Raw genomic sequence first — 22,409 nt, 5'->3', positions numbered from 1 at the left:
GAGAAAAAAATTTTGTGCGGCTCATTCGAATGATTATAAAAGCGCCAACTGAAAACCCGTCGGCATGCGACGGGTTCACAGGATTTAATGATGCAGCATTTCATCCACCACGGCCTGGGCCTTAAGCTGGTAAGGATAATAGGTTGGCCAGTTATCCATCTCTTCCAGCAGCGCCTGCTGTGAGGTATTGCCCATAAAGATATGGAAATGGCTCGACTTGCGCGGAGCGATGATATGATCGCTAAACTGCACATATTTCGGCGCGTTGCTGTTCGCCTCTTTGCACTCAAACAGATAACGGACGCCTTTCTTACCCGAGGTATAGGTGAGGATCTTGTGTCCAGCATAGTCATATTTACAGGAGGCGACCTGATCGCCGGTATGGAACTCCATCACGCCGTTTTCAATACCGATCGTTTCGACATCCGTTGCATATCCTTTGCGGTAATATGCTTTTATTTCCTCTGCTGATTTACGCTTATCTTTCTCTGCTTTCTGCGTAAACACCGGATCCAGTTCGCCGCTGACCAGATACGGGTAAACGGATTGCCACATACCGTCCCAGTCGGTCAACGCCCTGTCCCGAACGTTTTTATCGTCGAATACGCCTTCGGCCGCTTTCTGTTCCACCTCTGTCAGCGGAGCGCCATGTGAATGGTGACCGTGTGCGAAGGCATAACCGCTCGCCAGCAGCATTCCCAGAAACAGCGATAGTTTTTTAAAACGAATAACCACAATTGCACCCTCAGTTCATCCATAAAGATGCAATGTTATATTATAACAAAAGAAGATATTCAACTGTCCCGATGAAAACAACGAGGAAAAGCAGACCGAAAATCAACGGCCACCGCGCGGGTGGCCAATGGCAGGAGGCTGTCAGGCAGCCATCTTCAGGCAGGCGTCGGCGCACGCATTGCAGGCCTGGGCGCACGCCTGACAGTGTTGGTGCTCATGTCGGGCACATTCCTCGGCGCAGGCTTTGCACAGGTCCACGCAAAGACGACACGCCTGACTGAGATAATCGCTGTCCAGGGCCATAAATTGCGCCGCCAGACGGCACATTGCGGCACACTGGGTATCCAGACGGATACACGCTCTCATCATATCGATATCTTGTTCATTCAGGCATGACGCAGCACAGTGATCGCATGCTGCCGCACACGCATAACACATATCAATACATTCACGGTGTTCTTGCTGCATAACTCACTCCTTATTTTTGTCAGAGGAGTAGATAAGTCTGCACAAAATTTCCCACCTCGCCAGGCGGTAAGGCGCATTCACTTTTTTCCGAATAGCAGAATCCTTTTCCATTTCGTGTCGGCAATCACATATTCCACGCCCCGTTGTCCAGAACTTTGATCGGGTCACTTTTTCTACAAAAACCGAATTCGGTATGATGGAGGCGGACATAAAAAACAGGAGGTAATACTATGTATCGTTCTGTTCTGGTTCCAATTGATATCTCTGAATCCGATCTGACCCGCCAGCTCATCCCCCAGGTTGAGGCGCACACCAAAGCGGCAAAAGTCCACTTCCTGGCGGTGATCCCGTCAGTCCCCTTCTATGCTTCCATGGGACTTGCCTACTCCGGCGAATTACCGGACAGGAACGGTTTACAGGCCAAAGCCTTGCAGAAGCTGGAAGAGATCGTGAAGCAATTCACTATCCCTGAAGGCAGAGTGCAAACGCACGTGGTGTATGGTCCACCTAAAGATCAAATCCTGAAGGTGGCGGAGGCGGTGAGCGCCGATCTGGTGATTATTGCCTCGCACCAGCCAGGCATTTCAACCTATCTGCTGGGCTCAACCGCTGCGGCCGTGGTTCGCCACGCGCACTGCCCGGTGTTAGTGGTACGCTGATCCCCGAACGGGAGTCCGCTGGCTCCCGTTTATTCTGCCTTTACAATCCAGTCCCGAAAGATTTCCATTGCCGGGGTCACTGGCTTCGATTTCAGGTGCGTGAGCCAGTAGCTGCCCATATCGACTTCATTAGCAAAAGGACGCGCAAGCTGCCCGCTCGCCAGCTCACGGCTGAACATTTTTGCCGGAACCAGTGCCGCGCCGCCGCTCTGGATGACCGTTTCAACCATCAGGCGCGATGAGTCGAACATTGCGCCATTGATTCGCTCAGCGCTAACCCCTGCGGCCGCAAACCAGGCATCCCACTCATCTGCCCGGTAAGAGCGTAAAAGATTCTCTTGCAGGAGATCGGCGGGATGCGACAGTCGTTGCGCGGTATCGGGCGAACAAAGCACCGTCAGCGGCGCCTCGCACAGCATTTCGTTATGGGTGGCGGGCCACTGACCGCTACCAAAGCGGATGGCGAAATCCAGCCCTTCTGCGGCCAGGTTTACCACGTTGTTATTGGTGCGCAAACGCAGATCGACAAACGGATGCGCTTGCCGGAATTGTTCAATGCGCGGTAGCAGCCAGCCAACAGCGAAAGTCCCAACCGCCGCGACGGTGAGCACCTCACGGTATTCTCCTCCTTCAAACTGGCGGAAAATGGTGTCGATTTGCCCAAACGCATCGGTCAGCACCGCAAACAGCGCCTGCGCCTCATCCGTCATCTCCAGCCCTCTGGGCAGACGCTTAAACAGCACCCGGTTCAGGCGATCTTCAAGTATTCGTACCTGTTGGCTGACCGCCGCCTGCGTTACGCAAAGTTCAAGCGCGGCGCGCGTAAAGCTCAAATGACGGGCGGAAGCTTCAAAGGCGCGTAGCGCATTGAGAGGAAGATGAGAACGCATCGAAAAGACTCATAAGATTTTCTTTTATCCAGGGTAAATTCTTCTCGCTTGTTAAGCAAGCGCTGAATGGAGATAGTGCATCACGCCGGCAATCGGGAAACATTTTATTTTTATTGATGTCTCTGGCCTGGATATTTCTGCACCAAAAACAAAAGTGCCCTTATTTACCCATTCATTGACGATTAAGAAGGTTTTGTATGCTTAAAGAACGGTTTCGCCAGACGGTATTTATCGCTGCCGCTGTTATGCCCTTCATTTTTAGTAGCACTTCACTGCATGCGCAGGCGACGTCAGACGTGCAGCAGGTTCAGAAAAAGCTGGCGGCGCTGGAAAAGCAATCTGGCGGACGCCTGGGCGTGGCGCTGATTAATACCGCGGATAATTCGCAGGTGTTGTACCGCGCAGACGAGCGTTTTGCGATGTGCAGCACCAGTAAGGTCATGACCGCCGCCGCGGTATTAAAACAGAGTGAAACCCATGACGGTATTTTGCAGCAAAAAATGACCATTAAAAAAGCCGATCTGACCAACTGGAATCCCGTAACAGAGAAATATGTGGGTAATACGATGACATTAGCTGAGCTAAGCGCAGCGACGTTACAGTACAGCGATAATACCGCCATGAATAAACTGCTGGCGCATCTTGGCGGCCCCGGCAACGTCACGGCGTTTGCACGTTCCATTGGCGACACGACGTTTCGTCTCGATCGTAAAGAGCCGGAATTAAACACCGCCATTCCCGGCGATGAGCGCGACACAACATCGCCGCTGGCCATGGCCAAAAGTCTGCGTAAACTCACGCTGGGCGACGCGCTGGCAGGTCCCCAGCGCGCGCAGCTTGTCGACTGGCTGAAAGGCAACACCACCGGGGGCCAGAGCATTCGTGCCGGCCTTCCTGCACGCTGGGTGGTGGGCGATAAAACCGGGGCGGGTGATTACGGCACCACGAATGACATCGCGGTGATCTGGCCGGAAGACCGCGCCCCGCTGGTGCTGGTAACCTATTTCACACAGCCACGGCAGGATGCGAAATGGCGTAAAGATGTCCTGGCCGCGGCGGCGAAAATTGTGACGGAAGGAAAGTAATTTCTCTGAACAGAACCCTGCGCAGACACCTGACGGTGTCTGTGCGGAAAACAGCGCTTCGCTGGAAAATTGGTCTACACTAAAAAATGTGTGAATTCACTCTCACCAATCAACCTAACAAGGATGCGCGATATGAAAAAAATTGCTTTCGCTACCACACTGCTTGTCTCAGCCTTCTCTTTCAGCGCCATTGCCGCTGACCAGGTTTCAAAAGAAGAAGTTGATCATTTTAAACTGGAAAAAGTGGGGACGGTAAACGTTTCGCAGAGCGGCGGAGCCATCTCCTCACCAAGCGATCTGCGTGAAGAACTGTCGAAACTGACGGATGAAAAAGGCGCCAAATATTATCACATCGTCGCTGCCCGTCAGCATGGCCCGAATTTTGAAGCGGTCGCCGACATTTATAAAGATGCGAATAAATAAGCCCGTCGTGAACAGTATTCACCTGCTGGTCTGACAAAAGAAAAAGGCCCGGACAAATGTCCAGGCCTTTAAAATTTGGGCCGCCATCGAGGCCTCGAACCCCGTTCCCTACAACAAAAGTCGTTCGCTCTTCCAGATGAGCTAATGGCGGTTAGCCGTTTATCATTATCTGATTGAGAATTTACTCATCAGTGATAACGGGCTGAATAATACATAACTCAAATTAACCCTGCAAGAGCTAAAGTCCTTTTGAAACACCTTTAATTCACTGTTTGCTTATTATTTGCGCGCCGATAGCAAATCAAAAGCGCATCCGTATCCCAACAACACCCTGAATGGGTTCCTCAATATGGCGACCCTGTCGGTAATTCATTTCACCATACAGCGTGGCGGTGCGAGTTACGTCGGCAGACAGACCCAGGCCATACTTACCGGAGGTACCGTTAAGATTATTATCAAAATGATTCACATTATTGATTACCGTGCGATTCGATTTTGCTAATTCCTGTTCAACCTCCACCTGAATGTATGGCGCAATAACAGTGTCATGGCTGGAAAAATGGCCTCCCGTGCGTATACCCATCCCGGCAATAAGAGAACGCGCCGCGCCTGTCTTCGCCCTCATCCCGTTTGACAAACGAATATCCGCATCATTAATTTGCGTCCCGGTAAGGCGAAAAAATGGCTCAACAGTGATGGTATCATCCGGCTGGAAAAGTATTCCGCTTTCAGTCGCGGCGCTCAGACCATATTGATGCCATTCTCCCGTTGCATTACCACCATTGGTCATACGCACCCTGAGGTTATTATTTAATCTATTCGCTTTAACCACGCCATCAATATAAACGCCGTTGTGATGATACCAGGTGGCGTAGCCGCCAATACCGTAACTGTCCACATGGCTTTTTCCGCCCCGGGCGTGCAGGACATGATTTTTGGTCAGCGTGATAAACGCGCCGCTGACAAGCGTTCCATCCTGATATTCCGCCATTCGGTCTCCGCCCAGTTCCAAACCGTTTTGGTGCAGCGTATATTCAGCACCGCTACTGACCGAAACGTGGCTCTTTTTACCCAGATAATGGCCCCAGACATTCCCCTCGCCCGCCTTTCGCTCACGGCCTGAGTGATTACGGTAACTGCGCAGGCCGTCCATTTCTGAACGCATAACATTCAGGCCGACGGTCGCCAGGCTCAGGACTGCATCCGTAGAGGGGGTCGTAATCAGCGAACCGCCGCCATTGCCATTGTTATTCCCATTATCTCCTTCGCTGCCGCCGTCGCCCTCGTTGCCCTCGTTATCTTCATTATCTTCATCGCCTTCGTTACCTTCATTGCCATCGGTCATCGCGCCGAGATACCAGACATTGCCGCTGTAGCCATCCTTATTCTGTTGATGATACAGCGTATAAAGATACGTACCGCCATCAATCGCGGCTGAGCGATGATAATTAGCGCTCACCAGAGAAAATTCCGCTTCACCGCGTTGATCGTGAATAAGATTCACCGTAAGGTCCCTGTCGTCGGCGATTTCATGCCCCGAGTCAAAAACCATGATAGTAAAGCTGCCAGCGCCCTGACCTATCTCGACAAAATTCGCGTTCTTTTTAGCCAGCGATGAGTTAAATAAAAAGTGACCTGAGCCGCTAAGATTATCAATGGTCAGAGCCGCATATTCGCCGTAACTGTCGAGCAGAAAACTTACGTTTCCTCCCTGGAGAATGAGATTGCCGACATAAGCCGGGTCCAGATCCGCGGTGTCGTTATCAATGTCGGTAATGTACAGCGTCCCGGCTAGCGTGATGTTATCGGCTACCGCACCGGCATCCATATAGACGCCTCCCGCCTGCCCGACATTCATAAAACCAGTCGCGCGTGCGCCATCATATAAATAAGAACGACCGCCATTGATTGTGGTGTCATTAATAATGGCATTATTCGCCACCGACTGGATCCCGGCGTCAATCCTCGTTCTGTCCGCATAACCTTCGCTATAAACGATCTGATGGCCGCCGTTAATATGCGTGTCTTCGGCCTGCGAGCCGAAATAAATATACTGGCGCGACGTATCATTAAGCTGCGTTTTTTTCGCCGTGGAGGCGGAAAAGTAAACATACTGAACGCTGTTATCATTCAGTATCGTATTTTCCACGAAGCCCGGCGCCCAGGTCTGGAATTGAAGCGTCTGAACACTGTTTCCGTTGAGAGTGGTATTCACCGCCAAACCACCGGTAAGCTGCTGACGAGCCGTTCCATTAAGGGTTGTACCTTCTGCAACCGCATTTAAGCCAGAAATATACTGCGCGCCGTGATTAATCGTGGTGTCTGTCACCCGCGCGCTGTCACTCAGGTATTGTGAAGAGCCTTCCTCTATCGTTGTGTTTTTTGCATGCGCGTTATCCTTGAGCCATTGCTGCCCGCCGTTATTGAGCTGAGTGCCGGTGATTAGCGCATTTTCATAACCATACTGGCGTCCGCCGCTCCCCTGAACAACGGTATCCACCGCTTCAGAATAAACGTTTTGCGTACCATTGCTGTTGATAATCGTCCCCCTGGCAACGGCGTTATCTCTGACATTTTCAAAACCTTTATCGTTAAGAACCGTACCGTAAGACGTGGCGTTATCCTGTAATTCTAAAACACCACTAATTTTTTGCGGAACAGACATTTCGACAACAATATTTTTTACGACAGCATCTCCATTGTATATTACTGTCTCGCCAGAAATGAGGCAGTTAATATTACAACGCTCATTCGTCGTTTCTGTTTCTACAGGAATTAATGATACCGCCCCGACAGCGGGCGACAACACCGCAAAACCGCAGGCCAGCGTAGAGGCAACAACATGATGAATAAGAGTGCTTGCGGAGGTATTTGCTGACCATCCTTGTGTGCTCATTTAATTTCTCACTTCAGGGACGCCACGGCAAAACCTGATATAACAACAGTAAACCAGACGTATCCTTTCATTAAAAGACAATTGACCTGCTGCGCATAATCACGCACGGGAGGGAATAAAAACCAATGACAGGCTTAAATCAAACGCGTCCATCTAAACACAGATAATGTAAACCAACAGTAAACCGGGACCTGCGCAACAAGGCAAAATAATACGGAAATTCCTTATTAACACAGCAACATTTCTCGAATTATGTTGCTTATAGCGTATTCGCGACAATAAAAAACGAGAACCTTTTGGCTCTCGCTCTTATTAATTCCAGAAAGTAAGGTAGCGTAAAATGTGAAGACGCCGTTTACAGCGCCTGCGTCATCGGACGGAAAATAATCTCGTTCACACCGACATCTTCCGGCTCGCTGATAACAAATGCCACCCTGCGCGCAGAGGTGTCCGGAGGGATACCGACTTGAGTACCATAATCCTGATTAGCGCGTTTCATCACAAAAAGGAAGGGAGATAAAAATGCCAAAAGGCTCCCGGCGGAGCCTCAATTATTTTCGGTAGTCTACCGGTGTCTGACCGGAACGAATGTACTGTGTAATATTGTCAAATGTCACCATGACAGATTTGCAAAAAATGCATTTTGCGCCGAAAGGGTTTTTCTCGGTAACATCAAAAGCAGAGGTTCTGTACTGAGAACCATGACAACATGGACATCTGAAGTGGATATGAGGAGTCATAACGGTCACCTTAAAGTGCGGGCCTCTGGGGCCCTGGTCTACGCTAAATTCGACGTCCTGATCCTCATTTAACGTTTTAAAATTGTCGCTCTGAATTGCAGAAGAAGGGACAAACACATCTTTGCTGCCATCAGCCGGAGCAATAAAACCGAAACTTTTTTCAGCGTTGAATTCTTTTACTAAGCCTGTCTTTTTAATTGACATGATCGATACCTTAATTTGAGCCTTCCGGCGTAGGGTTTTTACAGAAACGACGAAGTGAATAGTGGGAAGACTCAAAGAAGGGACAAAGAGAATATACCTGAAATGAGAACTGCTTGAGTAAACAACTTTATAGATCGTTTGTTCTTAAACCGATGATGTCATTAACGCATGGACGTATCCGTTAAGCAATGTTTATTTTAGCCATCCGGATATCCTTATAGCCAGAAAATAACTCTGGCGTTCTCTTTAAGCACGTGTATAGTGCACCCTGTAATTAGCATTAAGGAATTTGTTTGTCCCGTAAAATGACAGGAATTGTCAAAACCTTTGACTGCAAAAGCGGTAAAGGTCTAATCAGCCCCTCCGATGGCCGCAAAGATGTTCAGCTTCACATTTCCGCACTCAGCCTTCGCGATTCAGAAGTACTGACCCCTGGGTTACGCGTTGAGTTTTGTCGAATAAACGGTCTGCATGGCCCTTCAGCAGCGAATGTTTATCTTTCGTAATCTGTATTAACACCTTTCGCCCAGGAAAAACCGTGGTGCATCATTAGCCATTCGCTAACAGCCCGCAGTCAGTCTATACCTGGCAGACGTTATCGGAAAAAATAAAAAACGGGAACCACTGGCTCCCGTTATGGTGTAACCCAGAATCTGAATTACATATTGGCGATGATCGCGTCACCAAACTCTGAACATTTCAGCAGCTTAGCGCCTTCCATCAGACGTTCGAAGTCATAGGTCACGGTCTTCGCGGCGATCGCCCCTTCCATGCCTTTAACAATCAGGTCTGCGGCTTCGAACCACTGCATGTGGCGCAGCATCATTTCAGCAGAAAGGATGATGGAGCCCGGGTTCACTTTATCCTGACCTGCGTACTTCGGCGCGGTGCCGTGAGTCGCTTCAAACAACGCGCACTCGTCGCCAATGTTCGCGCCCGGGGCGATACCGATGCCGCCAACCTGCGCAGCCAGCGCATCGGAAATATAGTCGCCGTTCAGGTTCATACAGGCGATAACGTCGTATTCCGCCGGACGCAGCAGGATTTGTTGCAGGAACGCATCGGCAATGACGTCTTTAATGACAATCTCTTTGCCGGTGTTCGGGTTCTTGATTTTCACCCACGGACCGCCATCGATCAGCTCGCCGCCGAACTCATCGCGCGCCAGCTGGTAACCCCAGTCTTTAAACGCGCCTTCGGTGAACTTCATGATGTTGCCTTTATGGACCAGGGTCACGGAGTCACGATCGTTAGTGATCGCGTACTCGATTGCCGCGCGCACCAGACGTTTGGTTCCTTCTTCAGAACACGGCTTGATACCGATACCGCAGTGCTCAGGGAAGCGGATTTTTTTCACGCCCATCTCTTCGCGCAGGAATTTAATCACTTTCTCAGCGTCCGCTGAGTCCGCTTTCCATTCAATACCTGCGTAGATGTCTTCAGAGTTTTCACGGAAGATAACCATGTCGGTCAGTTCCGGGTGTTTAACCGGGCTTGGGGTGCCCTGGTAATAACGCACCGGACGCAGGCAAACGTACAGGTCAAGTTCCTGACGCAGCGCAACGTTCAGAGAGCGGATACCGCCACCAACCGGGGTAGTCAGCGGGCCTTTAATCGCCACGCGGTATTCACGAATCAGATCCAGGGTTTCAGGGGGCAGCCAGACGTCCTGACCATAAACCTGGGTGGATTTTTCACCGGTGTAAATTTCCATCCAGGAGATTTTACGCTCACCTTTATAGGCTTTCTCGACCGCGGCATCGACCACTTTGAGCATGGCAGGGGTTACATCAACACCGATACCGTCGCCTTCGATAAACGGGATAATCGGATTCTCAGGAACGTTGAGTTTGCCGTTTTGCAGGGTGATCTTCTTACCTTCCGCCGGAACAACTACTTTGCTTTCCATTCACCTCTCCTTCGAGCGCTTCTGGTTTGCTCGTCTGTCATCGCGCTGCATGTGCCATTGCGTCCTGCTGCACGAATGCGTTAGAGCAATTTTTTGTTAATGTTTTGTAATGAGCATGTCAATACTACCCTAATGTTCGCCGCCATGAAAGACGCTCGTGATTAGGCTATAATGCGGCAATTGCTATAATCTGAAAATACCATGCAGAAAACTTCTTTTAGAAATCACCGGGTTGAGCGATTCAGCTCGCGACAAGCCACTAAGCGGCGCAAAGAAAACCAGCCAAAACGCGTGGTTTTATTCAATAAACCTTACGATGTTTTGCCACAATTTACTGACGAGGCCGGACGGCGCACCTTAAAAGATTTTATCCCCGTACAGGGGATTTATGCCGCAGGCCGTCTGGACCGGGACAGCGAAGGACTGCTGGTGCTGACCAACGACGGCGCGCTACAGGCGCGCCTGACGCAGCCGGGCAAACGCACCGGCAAAATCTATTTTGTGCAGGTTGAAGGCGACCCTACGGCGCAAGCGCTGAACGCGCTGCGCGATGGCGTCACGCTGAACGATGGCCCCACCCTGCCCGCCGGCGTCGAGCTTGTCGCGGAGCCTGACTGGCTGTGGCCGCGCAACCCGCCGATTCGTGAGCGGAAAAACATCCCCACCCGCTGGCTGAAGATCACCTTATATGAAGGGCGTAACCGGCAGGTGCGGCGTATGACCGCGCACGTCGGGTTTCCGACGCTGCGCCTGATTCGCTATGCCATGGGGGATTACACGCTGGATAATCTCGCTAACGGCGAGTGGCGAGACGTCACCAATGCAAATAAAGGATAAAGTATGTTCAAACCACACGTCACGGTTGCCTGCATCGTCCATGCAGAAGACAAATTTTTGGTGGTCGAAGAAACGATAAACGGCAAAGCGTTGTGGAATCAGCCTGCCGGACATCTGGAAGCCGACGAAACGCTGGTGCAAGCGGCGGCACGCGAGCTGTGGGAAGAAACCGGGATTAAGGCGCAACCTCAATACTTTATTCGTATGCATCAATGGATTGCGCCCGACAAAACGCCCTTTCTCCGCTTTCTGTTCTCTATTGAACTTGCCAATATGTGCGACACTGAACCGCATGACAGCGATATCGATTGCTGCCGCTGGGTCAGCGCAGAAGAGATTCTTCGCGCCCCGAACCTGCGTTCGCCGCTGGTGGCCGAAAGTATTCGCAGCTATCAGCGGCCAGAGCGTTATCCACTGGACATGGTCGGTGAATTTAACTGGCCGTTTACTGAGGGTGTCAACTAAAAGGGGTGCGTGATAGAATACGCCGCCTTGAAGTTCAATGTCGTGAGTATTCCAATGTCAGAAAGCCCAAAAAAAGTGATCGTCGGGATGTCCGGCGGTGTCGACTCTTCCGTTTCCGCCTGGCTGTTGCAACAACAGGGTTACCAGGTAGAAGGCCTGTTCATGAAGAACTGGGAGGAAGACGACGGTGAGGAATACTGCACCGCGGCGGCCGATCTGGCTGACGCGCAGGCCGTCTGCGATAAGCTCGGCATTGAACTGCACACCGTTAACTTTGCCGCAGAATACTGGGATAACGTCTTTGAGCTGTTCCTTGAGGAGTACAGAGCCGGACGTACGCCAAACCCGGATATTCTGTGCAATAAAGAGATCAAGTTTAAAGCGTTCCTCGAATTCGCCGCAGAAGATTTAGGTGCTGACTTTATCGCCACCGGCCACTACGTGCGCCGCGCTGATGTGGACGGCAAAAGCCGTCTGCTGCGCGGGCTCGATGGCAATAAAGACCAGAGCTACTTCCTGTATACCCTCAGCCATGAACAAATCGCGCAAAGCCTGTTCCCGGTAGGCGAACTGGCCAAGCCGCAGGTGCGTAAAATAGCCGAAGATCTGGGCCTGGTGACGGCAAAGAAAAAAGACTCCACCGGCATCTGTTTTATCGGCGAACGTAAGTTCCGCGAGTTTCTTGGCCGTTACCTGCCGGCACAGCCGGGCAAAATCGTTACCGTAGACGGCGAAGAGATTGGCCAGCACCAGGGGTTGATGTATCACACGCTGGGTCAACGTAAAGGACTCGGCATCGGCGGCACCAAAGAAGGGACCGACGATCCCTGGTACGTGGTCGATAAAGACGTTGAGAACAACATCCTGGTTGTCGCGCAGGGCCATGAACACCCGCGCCTGATGTCCGTCGGCCTGGTGGCGCAACAGTTGCACTGGGTCGATCGCGAGCCGTTCACCGGCACAATGCGCTGCACGGTGAAAACACGCTATCGCCAGACTGACATTCCGTGCACCGTGAACGCGCTGGATGACGAACGCATCGAAGTGATCTTTGACGAACCGGTTGCTGCGGTCACGCCGGGCCAGTCGGCGGTCTTTTACCGTGGCGAAGTGTGCCTCGGCGGCGGCATTATCGAACAGCGCCTGCCGTTGCCGGTCTAATTTTTACCTCTTAAATACAAGGAAGCAGTGAACGTGGCAAAAAATTACTATGACATCACCCTCGCCCTGGCAGGTATTTGCCAGTCGGCACGCCTGGTGCAACAACTGGCGCACCAGGGACATTGTGATGCCGATGCGCTCCACGTCTCACTGAACAGCGTCATTGATATGAACCCCAGCTCAACGCTGGGGGTGTTCGGCGGTAGCGAAGCCAATCTGCGCCTCGGCCTGGAGACCCTGCTCGGCGTGCTCAACGCCAGCAGTCGCCAGGGGCTAAACGCAGAGCTAACCCGCTATACCCTGAGCCTGATGGTGCTGGAGCGCAAACTCTCCGCCGCCAAAGGCGCGCTGGATACCCTGGGCGATCGTATTAATGGCCTGCAGCGCCAGCTGGAACACTTCGATCTTCAATCGGAAACGCTGATGAGCGCCATGGCCGGCATTTATGTCGACGTCATCAGCCCGCTGGGACCGCGTATTCAGGTGACGGGTTCCCCCGCCGTACTGCAAAGCCCGCAGGTGCAGGCCAAAGTGCGCGCCTCGCTGCTGGCAGGGATTCGCGCCGCCGTGCTCTGGCATCAGGTTGGCGGAGGCCGCCTGCAGCTCATGTTTTCCCGTAATCGCCTGACCACTCAGGCAAAACAAATTCTTGCTCATTTAACCCCGGAGTTGTGATCTATGGAATTATCCTCACTGACCGCCGTTTCCCCTGTCGATGGACGCTACGGCGATAAAGTCAGCGCGCTGCGCGGGATTTTCAGCGAATACGGTTTGCTGAAATTCCGCGTACAGGTAGAAGTACGCTGGCTGCAAAAACTGGCCGCGCACGCAGCGATCAAGGAAGTTCCTGCTTTTGCTGCCGACGCAAACGGTTTCCTCGACGCTATCGTGGCAAACTTCAATGAAGAAGACGCCGCGCGCATTAAAACCATCGAGCGCACCACCAACCACGACGTCAAAGCAGTCGAGTATTTCCTGAAAGAGAAAGTGGCGGAGGTGCCTGAGCTGCACGCGGTTTCCGAATTCATTCACTTTGCCTGCACCTCAGAAGATATTAATAACCTGTCACATGCGCTGATGCTGAAAACCGCGCGCGACGAAGTGATCCTGCCGTACTGGCGCAAAATGATCGACGCGGTAAAAGATCTTTCCGTTCAGTATCGCGATATCCCCCTTCTCTCCCGTACTCACGGTCAACCGGCAACACCGTCGACCATGGGCAAAGAGATGGCAAACGTGGCCTACCGCATGGAGCGCCAGTTCCGCCAGCTGAACCAGGTAGAAATCCTGGGTAAAATCAACGGCGCGGTCGGTAACTATAACGCACACATCGCCGCGTATCCGGAGGTTGACTGGCACCAGTTCAGCGAAGAATTTGTCGCCTCGCTGGGCATTCAGTGGAACCCGTACACCACCCAGATTGAGCCGCACGACTACATCGCCGAACTGTTCGACTGTATCGCCCGTTTCAACACCATTCTGATCGACTTCGATCGTGACGTCTGGGGTTACATCGCGCTGAACCACTTCAGGCAAAAAACCATTGCGGGCGAAATCGGGTCTTCCACCATGCCGCATAAAGTAAACCCGATCGACTTTGAAAATTCCGAAGGTAACCTGGGCCTGTCAAATGCGGTTCTGCAACATCTGGCCAGCAAACTGCCCGTGTCCCGCTGGCAGCGCGACCTGACGGATTCAACCGTGCTGCGTAACCTGGGCGTGGGCATTGGTTACGCGCTGATCGCCTATCAGTCCACCCTGAAAGGGGTAAGCAAACTGGAAGTGAACCGCGATCGTCTGTTGGACGAACTGGATCACAACTGGGAAGTATTGGCAGAGCCGATCCAAACCGTAATGCGTCGCTATGGCATTGAAAAACCGTATGAAAAGCTGAAAGAGCTGACCCGCGGCAAACGCGTTGACGCTGAAGGGATGAAGCAGTTTATCGACGGTCTGGCGCTGCCGGAAGACGAAAAAACGCGGCTGAAAGCGATGACCCCGGCGAATTACATTGGTCGCGCCGTGACAATGGTTGATGAGCTAAAATAAGCCACCCGCCTGTGCCGGATAATGATGCAACGGCATCTTATCCGGCCTGCAATGGCCAGACGTGTTTTCCGTGCCGGTGCGCTTCCGGCATTTCCCCTTCCCCGGTTTATTAAATGTTTATCCCCACAGCAACATAATCAGCGTTAAACTATTCATACCGTATATATAGGGAGAAATGATGATGCGCGTACTGGTTGTTGAGGATAATGCGTTGTTACGCCACCACCTGAAGGTGCAACTTCAGGATGCAGGACATCAGGTTGATGACGCCGAAGATGCCAAAGAGGCCGACTATTATCTTAACGAACACGTGCCAGATATCGCGATCGTCGATCTCGGACTACCCGATGAAGACGGGCTGTCGCTGATCCGTCGCTGGCGCGGGAATGACGTTTCCCTACCGGTTCTGGTGCTGACTGCGCGCGAAGGCTGGCAGGACAAAGTGGAGGTGCTGAGCGCGGGGGCGGATGACTATGTCACCAAACCGTTTCACATTGAGGAAGTGGTGGCACGCATGCAGGCGTTGATGCGGCGTAACAGCGGCCATGCCTCACAGATTATCTCCATTCCCCCTTTCCAGGTCGATCTTTCTCGCCGTGAACTGTCGGTGAACGATGAAGTCATTAAGCTGACCGCCTTTGAATACACCATTATGGAAACGCTGATCCGTAATAACGGCAAAGTGGTCAGTAAAGATGCGCTGATGTTACAGCTCTATCCGGATGCTGAACTGCGTGAAAGTCATACCATTGACGTCTTGATGGGCCGTCTGCGCAAGAAGATTCAGGCGCTGTATCCCCATGACGTGATTACCACCGTCCGTGGTCAGGGATATCTGTTCGAACTGCGCTAATGAATAAACTGCTGCGTCACCTTTTTCCGCTGTCTCTGCGGCTACGCTTTTTACTGGCGACTGCAGGGGTGGTACTGGTGCTGTCTCTGGCCTATGGCGCAGTCGCGCTGGTGGGCTATAGCGTCAGCTTTGACAAAACGACCTTCCGCCTGCTGCGCGGCGAGAGCAATCTTTTCTACACGCTCGCCAGGTGGGAGGACAACAAGATCCATGTCGAGATCCCGGAACATCTCGATATGCAAAGCCCCACTATCTCGTTGATTTATGATGAAAACGGCAAGCTGCTCTGGGCGCAGCGTAATGTGCCGTGGCTGGTAAAACTTATTCATCCCGACTGGCTGAAAACCAACGGTTTTCACGAAATCGAAGCCGATATTGACGCCACCAGCACGCTGGTAAACGAAGACCACTCGGTGCAGGCGCAACTGAAAGAGGTACGGGAAGACGATGACGACGCGGAAATGACCCACTCGGTCGCGGTAAACGTCTACCCGGCGACGGCGCGTATGCCGCAGTTGACGATTGTGGTGGTCGACACGATCCCCATTGAGCTTAAACGCTCTTATATGGTCTGGAGCTGGTTTATTTACGTGCTGGCAGCCAACCTGCTGCTGGTGATTCCGTTGCTCTGGGTGGCGGCCTGGTGGAGCCTGCGCCCTATCGAGGCGCTGGCGCGCGAAGTCCGGGAACTGGAGGAACACCATCGCGAACAGTTAAACCCGGAAACCACGCGCGAACTGACCAGTCTGGTGCGCAACCTTAATCGTCTGCTGAAAAGCGAACGCGAACGCTACGATAAGTACCGAACCACGTTGACCGACCTGACCCATAGCCTGAAGACGCCGCTGGCCGTGCTGCAAAGTACGCTGCGTTCAATGCGCAGTGAAAAGCTGAGCGTTAGCGACGCCGAGCCGGTGATGCTTGAACAAATCAGCCGTATCTCTCAGCAGATTGGCTATTACCTGCATCGCGCCAGTATGCGCGGCGGTGGCGTATTGCTCAGCCGGGAACTGCATCCGGTGGCCCCTTTACTGGATAACCTGACCTCGGCGCTCAATAAGGTTTATCAGCGTAAAGGCGTCACTATCAGCCTCGATATTTCACCGGAAGTGAGTTTTGTCGGTGAACAGAACGACTTTGTCGAAGTGATGGGCAACGTGCTGGATAACGCCTGCAAATATTGCCTCGAATTTGTCGAAATTTCCGCCCGCCAGACCGACGACCATCTGCATATTGTGGTGGAAGATGACGGTCCCGGCATCCCGCAGAGCAAGCGCGATCTGGTGTTTGATCGCGGTCAGCGGGTGGATACACTGCGTCCGGGCCAAGGCGTGGGACTGGCGGTCGCCCGTGAAATTACCGAGCAATACGACGGCAAGATTATCGCCAGCGACAGTCTGTTGGGCGGCGCCCGAATGGAGGTGATTTTTGGTCACCAGCAGCCGGGGCAAAAAGACGATTAACGCCGAAAATCACGGGACCTTCGCTAATAAATATGCGCTCACTACATTCATCCTGTTACGCATCCGTTATAATCGGTTGCAACGAACAGCCTGTGGATGCGCAATATGGAATACCAATTAACTCTCAACTGGCCCGACTTTCTTGAACGCCACTGGCAAAAACGCCCGGTGGTGTTGAAACGCGGCTTTAATAACTTCATCGATCCGCTCTCTCCTGACGAACTGGCGGGGCTGGCGATGGAAAGCGAAGTCGACAGCCGTCTGGTAAGCCATCAGGATGGCAAATGGCAGGTCAGCCACGGTCCGTTTGAAAGCTACGATCATCTCGGCGAGAACAACTGGTCGCTGCTGGTTCAGGCCGTTAACCACTGGCACGAGCCCACCGCCGCGCTCATGCGCCCTTTCCGCGCCCTGCCGGACTGGCGTATTGACGACCTGATGATCTCGTTCTCGGTACCCGGCGGCGGCGTGGGTCCGCATCTGGATCAGTACGATGTCTTTATCATTCAGGGGACTGGCCGCCGTCGCTGGCGCGTCGGTGAAAAGTTGCAAATGAAGCAGCATTGCCCGCATCCGGACCTTTTACAGGTCGATCCGTTTGAGGCGATCATTGATGAAGAACTGGAGCCGGGCGACATCCTGTACATCCCGCCGGGATTCCCGCACGAAGGCTATGCGCTGGAAAACGCAATGAACTATTCCGTCGGCTTCCGCGCACCGAATACCCGCGAACTGATCAGCGGGTTTGCCGACTATGTGCTACAACGCGAACTGGGCAGCACGTATTACAGCGACCCGGACGTTCCCCCACGTGAGCACCCGGCTGACGTGCTACCGCAGGAAATGGACAAACTGCGCACGATGATGCTCGATCTGATTAACCAACCGGAACACTTTAAGCAATGGTTTGGGGAATTTATCTCCCAGTCTCGCCACGAGCTGGATATCGCCCCGCCGGAGCCGCCGTATCAGCCCGACGAAATCTACGATGCCCTGAAGCAGGGCGACGTGCTGGTACGCCTGGGTGGTCTGCGCGTTCTGCGCGTGGACGGTGAGGTTTACGCCAACGGCGAGAAGATCGACTCTCCGCATCGTCCGGCGCTGGAAGCGCTTGCCAGCCACATCGTGCTCACCGCCGAAAACTTTGGCGATGCGCTGGACGATCCGTCCTTCCTGGCGATGCTGGCCGCGCTGGTCAACAGCGGCTACTGGTTCTTCGAAGGGTAAGTCGGCGCTTCGCTTATCCGGCCTGCAGGATCACCTCCCGTAGGCCGGACAATACGGCGCCATCCGATCTCAACAAGACGACGGCTGCTTCGCCGTCAGCTCAGCGATACGCACAATCACCTGTACCGCTTTTTCCATGCCTTCCAGCGTCACAAACTCATGTTTGCCATGATAGTTGTAGCCGCCGGTGAACAAGTTCGGGCACGGCAATCCCATAAACGACAGCTGCGCGCCGTCGGTGCCGCCGCGGATCGGCTTCATATCCGGTTCAATATCGCAGTCGCGCATGGCCTGCTGGGCGATGTCGAGGATATGCGGGTACTCAGCCACTTTCTCTCGCATATTGTAATAACTGTCCTCGATCACCAGTTCGATATAGCAGTCCGGGTGTAGCCCTTTGCCCACCTTTTTGGCGATCTCCATCATCTTGCGCTTCCGCGCTTCAAACTGTTTGCGGTCGAAGTCGCGAATGATGTAGTGCATATCGGCGCGATCGACGGTGCCTTTCATGCTCGCCAGGTGATAAAAGCCTTCGTAGCCGTCGGTGGTTTCCGGGCTTTCATCAGCGGGCACCTCGTTATGAATACGCGCCGCCAGCGACAGGGCGTTCACCATCACCCCTTTCGCGGTGCCGGGATGAACGTTATTGCCGACAATCTTGATGTTCACGGACGCCGCGTTGAAGTTCTCAAACTCCAGTTCGCCGACGCCGCCACCGTCAACGGTGTAAGCCCACTTCGCGTTAAACGCCGCGACATCAAAGTGCTTCGCCCCCTTGCCCACTTCTTCATCCGGGGTAAAGGCCACCCGAATATCGCCATGGGGGATGTTTTTCTCTTTCAGTACCGCCAGCGCGGTCATGATTTCCGCCACGCCCGCTTTATCGTCCGCGCCAAGCAGCGTTTTACCGTCTGTGGTGATCAGCGTTTGTCCCAGCAACTGATGCAGCACCGGGAACATGACCGGCGACAGCACCTCATCGCCAATGCCGAGCGCAATATCACCGCCGCGATAATTTTCAACAATTTGCGGATTCACGTTTTTGCCGCTGAAATCTGGTGAGGTATCCACATGTGAAATGAAACCGATAGCAGGGATATCGCCGGGGATATTCGCCGGCAGCGTCGCCATCAGCGTCCCTTTATCGCTTAACGTCACATTGACCAGCCCCATCTCTTCGAGCTGTTGTTTGAGCAAATGTAATAGCTTCCACTGTCCCTCTGTACTGGGAACCTGTCTCACACCCGCTTTCGACTGGGTATCCAACGAAACGTAGTGTAGAAAACGCTCAAGTAGTTTATCCATGCAGTCATCCTCACTATTTGTGACAACATTATCAGGAAGCCACAAAAGACAAATATTGCGTCAGGTCACTTTTATCCCCGCAAACGAGAATATTTCTCTTCAGACCCCTACTGACTATAACAAGGATTGGCGATTACAGTGGTTTGCCGTAGAATGACCGCCCTCTTTAAGAGTCACCAAGGTGGTCAACCACAAACCCCGTATCGGTCAGCCATCCGATACGTCTACATGGGACAGAGAAAAAAATTGAATAAACAACCGCGTTCGCTTTCACCGCTGGTTCTTTTATCAGGTATCAGCAAAAGCTTCGATGGCAAAGAGGTCATTTCCCAGTTGGATCTGACTATCAATAATGGCGAGTTCCTCACGCTGCTGGGTCCTTCAGGCTGCGGTAAAACAACCGTGCTTCGCCTGATAGCCGGTCTGGAAACCGTGGATTCCGGTCAGATTATGCTGGATAACCAGGACATCACCCACGTTCCGGCAGAAAACCGCTACGTAAACACCGTTTTCCAGAGCTATGCGTTATTCCCCCACATGACCGTTTTTGAAAATGTGGCCTTTGGGTTACGTATGCAAAAAAACCCGGCGGCGGAAATTGCCCCGCGCGTAACTGAAGCGCTGCGGATGGTGCAACTGGAAGAGTTCGCACAGCGCAAACCGCATCAGCTTTCCGGCGGTCAGCAGCAGCGCGTGGCCATCGCCCGGGCAGTCGTCAATAAACCGCGTCTTTTGCTGTTGGATGAGTCCCTCTCGGCGCTGGACTATAAACTGCGAAAGCAGATGCAGAACGAACTGAAAGCCTTGCAGCGTAAGCTCGGCATCACGTTCGTCTTCGTCACCCACGACCAGGAAGAAGCGCTCACCATGTCCGACCGCATTGTGGTCATGCGCGACGGACGCATTGAGCAGGACGGCACGCCGCGTGAAATTTACGAAGAGCCGAAAAACCTGTTCGTTGCCGGATTCATTGGCGAAATTAATATGTTCAATGCGACGGTCATTGAACGGTTAGACGAACAGCGGGTACGCGCGAACGTTGAAGGCCGCGAGTGCAATATCTACGTGAATTTTGCCGTTGAGCCAGGGCAACAACTGCACGTTCTCCTGCGCCCGGAAGATTTGCGCGTGGAAGAAATTAACGACGATTCGCCTGGCGAAGGGCTTATCGGCTACGTGCGCGAGCGCAACTACAAGGGGATGACCCTTGAGTCGGTTGTCGAACTGGAAAATGGTAAGATGGTGATGGTCAGTGAATTCTTCAATGAAGACGATCCCGACTTTGACCACTCGCTCGACCAGAAAATGGCCGTTAACTGGGTAGAAAGCTGGGAGGTCGTACTGGCTGATGAAGAACACAAGTAAATTCCAGAATGTGGTGATTATCACTATCGTCGGTTGGCTTGTGTTGTTTGTCTTTCTGCCCAACCTGATGATCATTGGCACCAGCTTTTTGACCCGTGACGATGCAAATTTCGTCAAAATGGTCTTTACGTTGGACAACTACACGCGTCTGCTCGATCCGCTCTATTTCGACGTGCTGCTGCACTCGCTGAATATGGCGCTGATTGCCACCCTCGCCTGTCTGGCGCTGGGTTATCCGTTTGCCTGGTTTCTGGCGAAACTGCCGCAAAAAGTGCGTCCGCTGCTGCTGTTTCTGCTGATCGTCCCCTTCTGGACTAACTCGCTGATCCGCATTTACGGGCTGAAAATTTTCCTTAGCACCAAAGGCTACCTTAACGAGTTTCTGCTGTGGCTGGGAGTCATCGACACGCCTATTCGCATTATGTTTACGCCGGGGGCGGTGATTATCGGTCTGGTCTATATCCTGCTGCCATTTATGGTTATGCCGCTTTATTCCAGCATCGAAAAGCTCGATAAACCGCTGCTGGAAGCGGCGAAAGATCTCGGCGCCAGCAAGCTGCAAACCTTTATCCGCATTATCATTCCGCTGACCATGCCAGGCATTATCGCGGGCTGTCTGCTGGTGATGCTGCCGGCGATGGGACTGTTTTACGTCTCCGATCTGATGGGCGGCGCGAAAAACCTGCTGATCGGTAACGTGATTAAGGTACAGTTCCTGAACATCCGCGACTGGCCGTTCGGCGCAGCGACCAGCATTACGCTGACCATCGTGATGGGCCTGATGCTGCTGGTTTACTGGCGCGCGTCGCGACTGCTGAATAAGAAGGTGGAACTCGAATGATCGGTCGACTGCTCCGCGGCGGTTTTATGACCGCTATCTACGCGTACCTGTATATTCCCATCATTATTTTGATTGTGAATTCCTTTAACAGCTCGCGATTCGGCATTAACTGGCAGGGATTTACCACAAAATGGTATGGCCTGTTGATGAATAATGACAGCCTGCTGCAGGCCGCTCAGCACTCGCTGACGATGGCGATCTTTTCGGCTACTTTCGCCACGCTGATCGGTTCGCTGACCGCGGTAGCGCTGTATCGTTACCGTTTTCGCGGGAAACCGTTCGTCAGCGGTATGCTGTTTGTGGTGATGATGTCGCCGGATATCGTGATGGCGATTTCGCTGCTGGTCCTGTTTATGCTGCTTGGCATCCAGCTCGGCTTCTGGTCGCTGCTGTTCTCGCATATCACGTTCTGTCTGCCTTTCGTGGTGGTGACGGTCTACTCGCGTCTGAAAGGGTTTGACGTGCGAATGCTGGAAGCGGCAAAAGATCTGGGCGCCAGCGAACTGACTATTCTGCGTAAAATCATCCTGCCGCTGGCAATGCCGGCGGTGGCGGCAGGCTGGCTACTGAGCTTTACCCTGTCGATGGACGATGTGGTGGTCTCGTCGTTCGTCACCGGACCGGGTTATGAAATTCTGCCATTGAAAATATACTCCATGGTGAAAGTCGGCGTCTCACCGGAGGTGAATGCGCTGGCGACAATCCTGTTGGTTCTGTCGCTGGTGATGGTGATTGCCAGCCAGCTGATCGCTCGCGATAAAACGAAGAGCCTGTCTCGTCAGGCGTAAGTGTTGTTCAATCCGCCTGGAGAGTCAGGCGTTAATCTCAGGGGAC

Annotated in this window: 23 protein-coding genes, 1 tRNA gene and 1 pseudogene; 15 read left to right on the top strand and 10 right to left on the bottom strand. The window is 52.8% G+C overall.

Going from position 1 to position 22,409, the window contains the following annotated elements; translation table 11 throughout:
• Nucleotides 1-84: 84 nt before the first annotated feature.
• Together zinT and OOJ60_RS03190 are read right to left on the bottom strand one after the other, a co-directional pair.
• On the bottom strand, nucleotides 85-735 hold the full coding sequence (gene zinT, locus OOJ60_RS03195; protein WP_042287624.1) for a metal-binding protein ZinT: 651 nt from the start codon (nucleotides 733-735) through the stop codon (nucleotides 85-87).
• A gap of 141 nt (nucleotides 736-876) precedes the next feature.
• Complete coding sequence (locus tag OOJ60_RS03190) at nucleotides 877-1,203, bottom strand: four-helix bundle copper-binding protein (RefSeq protein ID WP_042287626.1); 327 nt, start codon at nucleotides 1,201-1,203, stop codon at nucleotides 877-879.
• Between the two features lie 230 nt (nucleotides 1,204-1,433).
• Here OOJ60_RS03190 and uspF point away from each other — a divergent pair, with 230 nt between their 5' ends.
• Nucleotides 1,434-1,862 carry a universal stress protein UspF gene (uspF, locus tag OOJ60_RS03185; protein WP_042287629.1) on the top strand — a complete coding sequence of 143 codons (429 nt, stop codon included), beginning with the start codon at nucleotides 1,434-1,436 and terminating at the stop codon, nucleotides 1,860-1,862.
• 29 nt (nucleotides 1,863-1,891) lie between these two features.
• Here uspF and sedR read toward each other — a convergent pair whose 3' ends face one another.
• Complete coding sequence (sedR, locus tag OOJ60_RS03180; protein WP_205611922.1) at nucleotides 1,892-2,752, bottom strand: beta-lactamase transcriptional regulator SedR; 861 nt, start codon at nucleotides 2,750-2,752, stop codon at nucleotides 1,892-1,894.
• 197 nt (nucleotides 2,753-2,949) lie between these two features.
• On the opposite strand from sedR, the gene blaSED reads away from it, so the two are divergent.
• Together blaSED and OOJ60_RS03170 are read left to right on the top strand one after the other, a co-directional pair.
• Complete coding sequence (gene blaSED / locus OOJ60_RS03175; protein WP_060569629.1) at nucleotides 2,950-3,837, top strand: SED family class A beta-lactamase; 888 nt, start codon at nucleotides 2,950-2,952, stop codon at nucleotides 3,835-3,837.
• Nucleotides 3,838-3,969: 132 nt separating this feature from the next.
• The gene (locus OOJ60_RS03170) at nucleotides 3,970-4,260 is read left to right on the top strand and encodes a DUF1471 domain-containing protein (protein ID WP_181821452.1); all 291 of its coding nucleotides are present in this window, start codon (nucleotides 3,970-3,972) and stop codon (nucleotides 4,258-4,260) included.
• Between the two features lie 76 nt (nucleotides 4,261-4,336).
• On the opposite strand, the gene OOJ60_RS03165 is transcribed toward OOJ60_RS03170, so the two are convergent.
• The 5 genes and pseudogenes from OOJ60_RS03165 to OOJ60_RS03145 form a co-directional block, all read right to left on the bottom strand.
• Nucleotides 4,337-4,411 (bottom strand) — tRNA-OTHER (locus tag OOJ60_RS03165).
• Nucleotides 4,412-4,561: 150 nt separating this feature from the next.
• Complete coding sequence (locus OOJ60_RS03160; protein WP_181821453.1) at nucleotides 4,562-6,925, bottom strand: autotransporter outer membrane beta-barrel domain-containing protein; 2,364 nt, start codon at nucleotides 6,923-6,925, stop codon at nucleotides 4,562-4,564.
• Nucleotides 6,926-7,511: 586 nt separating this feature from the next.
• Nucleotides 7,512-7,685 (bottom strand): hypothetical protein, encoded by a 174-nt coding sequence (locus tag OOJ60_RS03155; protein WP_181821454.1) that lies wholly within the window; start codon nucleotides 7,683-7,685, stop codon nucleotides 7,512-7,514.
• A gap of 22 nt (nucleotides 7,686-7,707) precedes the next feature.
• Nucleotides 7,708-7,896, bottom strand: a complete 189-nt coding sequence (gene ymcF / locus OOJ60_RS03150) for a cold shock small protein YmcF (RefSeq protein ID WP_042287743.1) — start codon at nucleotides 7,894-7,896, stop codon at nucleotides 7,708-7,710.
• A gap of 18 nt (nucleotides 7,897-7,914) precedes the next feature.
• Nucleotides 7,915-8,100, bottom strand: a pseudogene (locus tag OOJ60_RS03145) (cold shock domain-containing protein); the annotation flags it as partial.
• A 293-nt stretch (nucleotides 8,101-8,393) separates the two neighbouring features.
• Here OOJ60_RS03145 and cspF point away from each other — a divergent pair.
• Nucleotides 8,394-8,606: a cold shock-like protein CspF gene (gene cspF, locus OOJ60_RS03140; RefSeq protein WP_042287635.1), complete on the top strand. Its 213-nt coding sequence runs from the start codon at nucleotides 8,394-8,396 to the stop codon at nucleotides 8,604-8,606.
• A 152-nt stretch (nucleotides 8,607-8,758) separates the two neighbouring features.
• On the opposite strand, the gene icd is transcribed toward cspF, so the two are convergent.
• Entirely contained in the window at nucleotides 8,759-10,009 is a 1,251-nt protein-coding gene (gene icd / locus OOJ60_RS03135; protein ID WP_042287636.1) for an NADP-dependent isocitrate dehydrogenase, read from the bottom strand.
• Between the two features lie 201 nt (nucleotides 10,010-10,210).
• Between icd and rluE the strand changes: the two genes are divergently transcribed.
• The 8 genes from rluE (at nucleotide 10,211) to roxA (ending at nucleotide 18,064) form a co-directional block, all read left to right on the top strand.
• Nucleotides 10,211-10,846: a 23S rRNA pseudouridine(2457) synthase RluE gene (gene rluE / locus OOJ60_RS03130; RefSeq protein ID WP_205611921.1), complete on the top strand. Its 636-nt coding sequence runs from the start codon at nucleotides 10,211-10,213 to the stop codon at nucleotides 10,844-10,846.
• Between the two features lie 3 nt (nucleotides 10,847-10,849).
• Complete coding sequence (locus OOJ60_RS03125; RefSeq protein ID WP_042287638.1) at nucleotides 10,850-11,311, top strand: NUDIX domain-containing protein; 462 nt, start codon at nucleotides 10,850-10,852, stop codon at nucleotides 11,309-11,311.
• A 54-nt stretch (nucleotides 11,312-11,365) separates the two neighbouring features.
• Nucleotides 11,366-12,472: a tRNA 2-thiouridine(34) synthase MnmA gene (gene mnmA, locus OOJ60_RS03120; protein WP_060569624.1), complete on the top strand. Its 1,107-nt coding sequence runs from the start codon at nucleotides 11,366-11,368 to the stop codon at nucleotides 12,470-12,472.
• A gap of 33 nt (nucleotides 12,473-12,505) precedes the next feature.
• On the top strand, nucleotides 12,506-13,147 hold the full coding sequence (gene hflD / locus OOJ60_RS03115; protein ID WP_042287747.1) for a high frequency lysogenization protein HflD: 642 nt from the start codon (nucleotides 12,506-12,508) through the stop codon (nucleotides 13,145-13,147).
• Nucleotides 13,148-13,150: 3 nt separating this feature from the next.
• Complete coding sequence (gene purB, locus OOJ60_RS03110; protein ID WP_205611920.1) at nucleotides 13,151-14,521, top strand: adenylosuccinate lyase; 1,371 nt, start codon at nucleotides 13,151-13,153, stop codon at nucleotides 14,519-14,521.
• Between the two features lie 181 nt (nucleotides 14,522-14,702).
• Nucleotides 14,703-15,374: a two-component system response regulator PhoP gene (phoP, locus tag OOJ60_RS03105; RefSeq protein ID WP_042287748.1), complete on the top strand. Its 672-nt coding sequence runs from the start codon at nucleotides 14,703-14,705 to the stop codon at nucleotides 15,372-15,374.
• Nucleotides 15,374-16,837 (top strand): two-component system sensor histidine kinase PhoQ, encoded by a 1,464-nt coding sequence (phoQ, locus tag OOJ60_RS03100; protein ID WP_042287641.1) that lies wholly within the window; start codon nucleotides 15,374-15,376, stop codon nucleotides 16,835-16,837. Before phoP ends, phoQ begins: the two co-directional genes overlap by 1 nt.
• A gap of 105 nt (nucleotides 16,838-16,942) precedes the next feature.
• Complete coding sequence (gene roxA / locus OOJ60_RS03095) at nucleotides 16,943-18,064, top strand: [50S ribosomal protein L16]-arginine 3-hydroxylase (RefSeq protein ID WP_042287642.1); 1,122 nt, start codon at nucleotides 16,943-16,945, stop codon at nucleotides 18,062-18,064.
• 69 nt (nucleotides 18,065-18,133) lie between these two features.
• On the opposite strand, the gene pepT is transcribed toward roxA, so the two are convergent.
• Complete coding sequence (gene pepT, locus OOJ60_RS03090) at nucleotides 18,134-19,369, bottom strand: peptidase T (RefSeq protein ID WP_042287643.1); 1,236 nt, start codon at nucleotides 19,367-19,369, stop codon at nucleotides 18,134-18,136.
• A gap of 228 nt (nucleotides 19,370-19,597) precedes the next feature.
• On the opposite strand from pepT, the gene potA reads away from it, so the two are divergent.
• The 3 genes from potA to potC are packed head-to-tail and all read left to right on the top strand — an operon-like array spanning nucleotide 19,598 to nucleotide 22,363.
• Nucleotides 19,598-20,734 (top strand): spermidine/putrescine ABC transporter ATP-binding protein PotA, encoded by a 1,137-nt coding sequence (gene potA, locus OOJ60_RS03085; protein WP_205611919.1) that lies wholly within the window; start codon nucleotides 19,598-19,600, stop codon nucleotides 20,732-20,734.
• Nucleotides 20,718-21,575, top strand: coding sequence for a spermidine/putrescine ABC transporter permease PotB (gene potB, locus OOJ60_RS03080; protein WP_060569621.1), 858 nt, complete (start codon nucleotides 20,718-20,720; stop codon nucleotides 21,573-21,575). Before potA ends, potB begins: the two co-directional genes overlap by 17 nt.
• The gene (potC, locus tag OOJ60_RS03075) at nucleotides 21,572-22,363 is read left to right on the top strand and encodes a spermidine/putrescine ABC transporter permease PotC (protein WP_042287646.1); all 792 of its coding nucleotides are present in this window, start codon (nucleotides 21,572-21,574) and stop codon (nucleotides 22,361-22,363) included. Before potB ends, potC begins: the two co-directional genes overlap by 4 nt.
• Nucleotides 22,364-22,409: the final 46 nt, after the last annotated feature.

Origin of the sequence: Citrobacter sp. R4 (genome assembly GCF_026719175.1) — a bacterium.
In the GTDB taxonomy this organism is placed as follows: domain Bacteria; phylum Pseudomonadota; class Gammaproteobacteria; order Enterobacterales; family Enterobacteriaceae; genus Citrobacter_A; species Citrobacter_A sedlakii.
This window is presented reverse-complemented; position numbering and strand designations above follow the sequence as displayed.

Excerpts from the sequence above, each read along its gene's own strand:
- mnmA (WP_060569624.1), top strand. The coding sequence starts at position 11,366 with ATGTCAGAAAGCCCAAAAAAAGTGATCGTCGGGATGTCCGGCGGTGTC.
- purB (WP_205611920.1), top strand. The coding sequence starts at position 13,151 with ATGGAATTATCCTCACTGACCGCCGTTTCCCCTGTCGATGGACGCTAC.
- potC (WP_042287646.1), top strand. The coding sequence starts at position 21,572 with ATGATCGGTCGACTGCTCCGCGGCGGTTTTATGACCGCTATCTACGCG.
- rluE (WP_205611921.1), top strand. The coding sequence starts at position 10,211 with ATGCAGAAAACTTCTTTTAGAAATCACCGGGTTGAGCGATTCAGCTCG.
- blaSED (WP_060569629.1), top strand. The coding sequence starts at position 2,950 with ATGCTTAAAGAACGGTTTCGCCAGACGGTATTTATCGCTGCCGCTGTT.
- ymcF (WP_042287743.1), bottom strand. The coding sequence starts at position 7,896 with ATGACTCCTCATATCCACTTCAGATGTCCATGTTGTCATGGTTCTCAG.
- roxA (WP_042287642.1), top strand. The coding sequence starts at position 16,943 with ATGGAATACCAATTAACTCTCAACTGGCCCGACTTTCTTGAACGCCAC.
- potB (WP_060569621.1), top strand. The coding sequence starts at position 20,718 with ATGAAGAACACAAGTAAATTCCAGAATGTGGTGATTATCACTATCGTC.
- icd (WP_042287636.1), bottom strand. The coding sequence starts at position 10,009 with ATGGAAAGCAAAGTAGTTGTTCCGGCGGAAGGTAAGAAGATCACCCTG.
- potA (WP_205611919.1), top strand. The coding sequence starts at position 19,598 with ATGGGACAGAGAAAAAAATTGAATAAACAACCGCGTTCGCTTTCACCG.
- OOJ60_RS03160 (WP_181821453.1), bottom strand. The coding sequence starts at position 6,925 with ATGTCTGTTCCGCAAAAAATTAGTGGTGTTTTAGAATTACAGGATAAC.
- OOJ60_RS03125 (WP_042287638.1), top strand. The coding sequence starts at position 10,850 with ATGTTCAAACCACACGTCACGGTTGCCTGCATCGTCCATGCAGAAGAC.
- OOJ60_RS03170 (WP_181821452.1), top strand. The coding sequence starts at position 3,970 with ATGAAAAAAATTGCTTTCGCTACCACACTGCTTGTCTCAGCCTTCTCT.
- pepT (WP_042287643.1), bottom strand. The coding sequence starts at position 19,369 with ATGGATAAACTACTTGAGCGTTTTCTACACTACGTTTCGTTGGATACC.
- sedR (WP_205611922.1), bottom strand. The coding sequence starts at position 2,752 with ATGCGTTCTCATCTTCCTCTCAATGCGCTACGCGCCTTTGAAGCTTCC.
- uspF (WP_042287629.1), top strand. The coding sequence starts at position 1,434 with ATGTATCGTTCTGTTCTGGTTCCAATTGATATCTCTGAATCCGATCTG.
- phoQ (WP_042287641.1), top strand. The coding sequence starts at position 15,374 with ATGAATAAACTGCTGCGTCACCTTTTTCCGCTGTCTCTGCGGCTACGC.
- phoP (WP_042287748.1), top strand. The coding sequence starts at position 14,703 with ATGCGCGTACTGGTTGTTGAGGATAATGCGTTGTTACGCCACCACCTG.
- OOJ60_RS03190 (WP_042287626.1), bottom strand. The coding sequence starts at position 1,203 with ATGCAGCAAGAACACCGTGAATGTATTGATATGTGTTATGCGTGTGCG.